Source organism: Deinococcus pimensis DSM 21231 (genome assembly GCF_000519345.1).
In the GTDB taxonomy this organism is placed as follows: Bacteria; Deinococcota; Deinococci; order Deinococcales; family Deinococcaceae; genus Deinococcus_A; species Deinococcus_A pimensis.
Window position 1 is genome coordinate 40,633 of sequence record NZ_KI912643.1, and the last position, 3,913, is coordinate 44,545.

General features: G+C 69.5%; 2 protein-coding genes. Both read left to right on the top strand.

Going from position 1 to position 3,913, the window contains the following annotated elements; genetic code table 11:
- Positions 1–151 precede the first annotated feature (151 nt).
- Positions 152–2,401, top strand: coding sequence for an Agd3-related carbohydrate-binding protein (locus DEIPI_RS0111890; RefSeq protein ID WP_027481917.1), 2,250 nt, complete (start codon positions 152–154; stop codon positions 2,399–2,401).
- A 55-nt stretch (positions 2,402–2,456) separates the two neighbouring features.
- On the top strand, positions 2,457–3,785 hold the full coding sequence (gene pelF / locus DEIPI_RS30635; protein ID WP_052351714.1) for a GT4 family glycosyltransferase PelF: 1,329 nt from the start codon (positions 2,457–2,459) through the stop codon (positions 3,783–3,785).
- Positions 3,786–3,913 lie beyond the last annotated feature (128 nt).

A 3,913-nucleotide genomic window follows, 5' to 3' on the forward strand; every position in this document is an offset into this window, starting at 1 on the left:
CTCCGCACCGCGCGCCGGGCCGGGAAGCGCCCGGCGCGCCACGGACGACCTCACCGGAACGGTCGGGGCGGATGTGCCCCCGCCCCGACCCGACCGACCAGCGCCAGCGGGCTGGAACGTCCTTCTCGTCCTTCCCCACGGAGAGAACCTCATGAAGTCACGTGCCCCACTGCTGATCCTCACCGCCCTGATCCTCGCCGCCTGCGGACCCAACCCGCCGGCCCCGCAGACCCAGAGCGACGGCGTCCTCACGCCCCAGGCGGCGGACACGCCCGACCCGACCGTCGCGCCCGGGACCAAGGCGGGCGCGCAACCCGAGACCATCAAGCCCATCCCCGACCTGCCCGGCGCCGCCGACGTCGAACGTCAGAAGCTCCCGAAGCTCGGCCCGAAGTGGACGTCCCCGAAGGGCAAGAAGCCCAGGAAGCAGACCGCCACGCTGGGCGCCACGTCCAGCGGCATCACGCCCATGGCCATCGGCGGCAACCCCAGCGTCGTCGGCATGAAGATTCTCGTGCTGTACGCCGGGAAGGGCGACGCCTCCATCGACGCGGCGCGCGCGTTCCTCTCCCAGATGGGCGTCCCCTTCGACGCGGTCGACGCGACCACCACCCTCGTGGACGAGAACACCCTCACCACCACCGACGGCAGCGGCGTCTACCAGGGCGTGCTGCTCACCACCGACAGCCTCGCGTGGCAGGACCCCGCCACGGGCCAGTGGGGCAGCGCCCTCGCGTCCACCGAGTGGAGCACCCTCTGGAACTACGAGCGGACCTACAAGGTCCGGCAGGCGGCCATGTATGCCTTCCCCGGCTCCTTCCCGGAGGACTACGGCATCCGCTCCACCGGCGCGAGCGGCGACGCCAACACGGCCGTCCTCACCGGCGCGGGACAGAGCGTGTTTCCCGACCTCAAGGTCGGCGGCAGCATCCCCGTGCAGTACGCCTGGAACTACCCCGCCACCACCACGCCCGTCGCGGGCGTCACGACCACGCCCGTCCTCAACGACGCCTCGGGCAATCTGCTCGGCGTGCTCTCCACCAGCAGCGACGGACGCGAACGCCTCGCGCTGACCATGGCCCACAATCCGTACCTGCTGCACAGCCAGCTCTTCGCGTACGGGCTCGTCAACTGGCTCACCCAGGGCGTGTACATCGGCGAGTTCCGCCGCGCCCTGCAGGTCGACATCGACGACTGGTTCCTCGACGACGACCTGTGGAACGCCACGACCGGCGGCCTCGACGGCAGCACCTACCGCATGTCCGCCGCCGACGCGCTCGGCGCGCGCGACCAGCAGACCGCGCTGCGCACCAAGTACTCCGGCGTCGCGGGCGCCTTCACGTACGCCATCGTCTTCAACTCGGGCGGCGCGGGCGTCAACGCCACCAACACCTGCTCGCCCACCAGCGGGACCGGCGACCGGCTCTCCAGCGTCTCGAAGTGCATCGCGAACAGCTTCGACTGGGTGAACCACACCCGCGACCACGAATCCATGGACTGCATCGACTACGCCACCGCCTACACGCAGTGGAACGCGAACTTCAACCGCGCGCGCACCATGGGCCTGCCCGTCAGCGCGGGCACGGGCGTCAGCGGCGAGCACTCCGGTCTCGGCTGGTACAACACCCAGTGCCTCGACTACGACAAGACCGACAACGGCCTCATGATGTCCAACCAGAACTTCCTCAAGGCCGCCTGGGCGAGCGGCGTGCGCTACCTCGCCTCCAACCGGGGCGTCGCCAGCCACTGGGATGCCAGCTGCCCCAACTGCGGCCTGCTCCACCCGCTCAACAGCCAGCTCGGTCAGGACTTCTTCCTGATTCCCCGCTGGCCCACCAACATCTTCTACTACGCCTCGAACCCCGCGCAGGTCGTCAGCTCCTACAACAAGATGTACGGCCCGGGCGGCGTGACCCCCTACTTCACCACCAACCAGACGTACGCGCAGATCCTCAAGAACGAGACGGACATCGCCATGAACCACGTCCTGTCCGGCTCGGCGTTCCCGCACTACATGCACCAGACGAACTTCAGCAAGTACGACACCAGGCTCAACAAGAGCCTCGCCACCGACTGGGTCGACTCCGTCCTCGCGCGCTACTCCACCTTCAGCACCCTGCCCCTCAGGACGCTCAAGTGGTCCGACCTCGCCGCCTACCTGCGCGAACGCACCATGTTCGTCAAGGCGAACGGCAGCGGCAACGCCGCGAGCGCCGCGACGCTCAGCGGCACCTGGAACCGCGCGACGAACACCATCACCCTCAAGTCCAGCGGCGCCGCCGTGAACGCCTTCGTGACCGGCACGCGTGGCGGCGTCAGCACCGACACGTACGGCCCCACCCTGATCAGCAAGGTGCCGGTCGGCGCGGGCGCCACCGTCACGCTCAGCGTCCAGAAGTGATCCGCGTCGCCGCGCTCCTCGCGCGGCGACGTCACGCTCGCCCAGGAGAACACCCGTGAAGATCGCGCTTCTCACCGAAGGAACTTACCCGCAGATCCGTGGCGGCGTCAGCACGTGGTGCGATCAGCTCGTCCAGGGCCTCGGGGAGCACGACTTCCACGTCTACGCCATCTGCGGCGACGACACGGCCCAGACGCTGTTCGACCTGCCGCCCAACGTCCGCGACGTCCACTACATCCCTCTGTGGGGCGCACGGAGCGCGCCGGGCCCACGCCCGAGGCGCATCGGCAACGACTTCCACATTCCGCACGCGCGCCTCCTCGAGACGCTGTTCTCGCCCACCCCGAACGACACGGTCAACTTCACGGAGGCGCTTCGCGACCTGCACGTCTTCGCGCAGCAGGCCGACTTCAGCGAGGCCATGAACCACCGCGTGAGCGTCGAACGGCTGTGGCGCGAATGGCAGCGCGCCTCTCGCCGGGCGCCCTCACGCGGCGCGCTGCTGCCGCTGCTGCCCACCCCGAGCATCGCGGACGCCCTGCACGCCAGCATCTGGCTCGACCACCTGCTCCGACCCCTCGCGTGGCCCGCGCCGAAGGTGGACGTCACGCACGCCACCGGCAACGGCCTGAGCACCCTGCTCGCCTTCACCGCCCGCTGGACCTACGGCACGCCCTGCATCATGACCGAGCACGGCATGTACCTGCGCGAACGCTACCTCGAGTACCCCCGCCTTCCGTTCTCCCCGGCGCTGCGGGCGTTCCTGGTGCGCTTCCAGATCCTGCTGAGCCAGGCCGCGTACGACATGGTCAGCACCATCACGCCCGTCAGCGAGTACAACAGCCGCTGGGCGGCGCGCAGCGGCGGCGCGGACGCCGGACGCATCAAGCCCGTCTACAACGGCATCGACCCCGTGAAGTTCACGCCCGCCTCGACCGAGCCGGACCGTCCCACCATCTGCTGGGTCGGCCGGATCGATCCCCTCAAGGACGTCGAGACGCTCATCCGCGCGTTCGCCATCGTCCACGAGGGCCTGCCCGACGCGACGCTGCGGCTCTTCGGCGGCGTGCCCAAGGGCAACGAGGCCTACGCGAAACGCTGCCACGACCTCGTCACGAGCCTCGGACTCGACGCCTCCGTCCGCTTCGAGGGGCACACGCAGAAGGTCCTCGACGGCTACCACGCCGGACACCTCGTCGCGCTCAGCAGCATCTCCGAGGGCTTCCCCTACACCATCATCGAGGCGATGAGCGCCGGACGCGTGAACGTCGCCACGGACGTGGGCGGCGTCCGCGAGGCGATCGGCCCGACCGGGCGCGTCGTGCCCCCGCGCGACGAACGTGCCTTCGCCGCCGCCTGCCTCGAACTGCTGCACCACGCGTAGCTGGACGACCTCGTGAGCCTGTAGGCCCGCACGCGGGTGCTGGAGATGTTCACCCTCGACCGCTGCCTCGGCACCTACCGGCAGCTCTACCCGGACATCCTGTCCGCCTGAGGAGTCCCACGTGCTGA

Bases quoted from the DNA above. Each gene is read 5' to 3' on its own strand.
- DEIPI_RS0111890 (WP_027481917.1), top strand. From the start codon at position 152: ATGAAGTCACGTGCCCCACTGCTGATCCTCACCGCCCTGATCCTCGCC.